Origin of the sequence: Acinetobacter sp. SM34 (assembly GCF_022012365.1) — a bacterium.
GTDB lineage: Bacteria > Pseudomonadota > Gammaproteobacteria > Pseudomonadales > Moraxellaceae > Acinetobacter.
Window position 1 is genome coordinate 1 of sequence record NZ_JAKLTP010000041.1, and the last position, 306, is coordinate 306.

General features: G+C 39.5%; 1 protein-coding gene. It reads right to left on the reverse strand.

Annotated features, from left to right (window positions below):
• The coding region (locus tag LZZ98_RS15455) for a transposase family protein (protein WP_237788599.1) at positions 1 to 306 on the reverse strand (306 nt) is incomplete at both ends.

Sequence of the window (306 nt, forward strand, 5' to 3'; positions counted from 1 at the left end):
ATTAAACTGAATCTCAAACCCAGTCTTTTACCTCTATTTCGGTAACGTCCAGCAAGGATTTTAAAGGTCTTCAGGCGACCAAATACATGCTCGATCCCGATTCTTCTTTTGTTGATTTCCTGATTATAGATTTTGAGTTCAGGATCCAGTTTACAGCGTCTTTTGGCTTTTAACGGCAATAGGCTATTAGGATACACAGCATAAATTCCCTGGTAGCCTTTATCTGCAAGAACAAAGGCTTCTGAAGGAATCAGCTTTATGTTTCTTTTAAATAGCTCGAAATCATGTACAGCACCGCGACTGCTA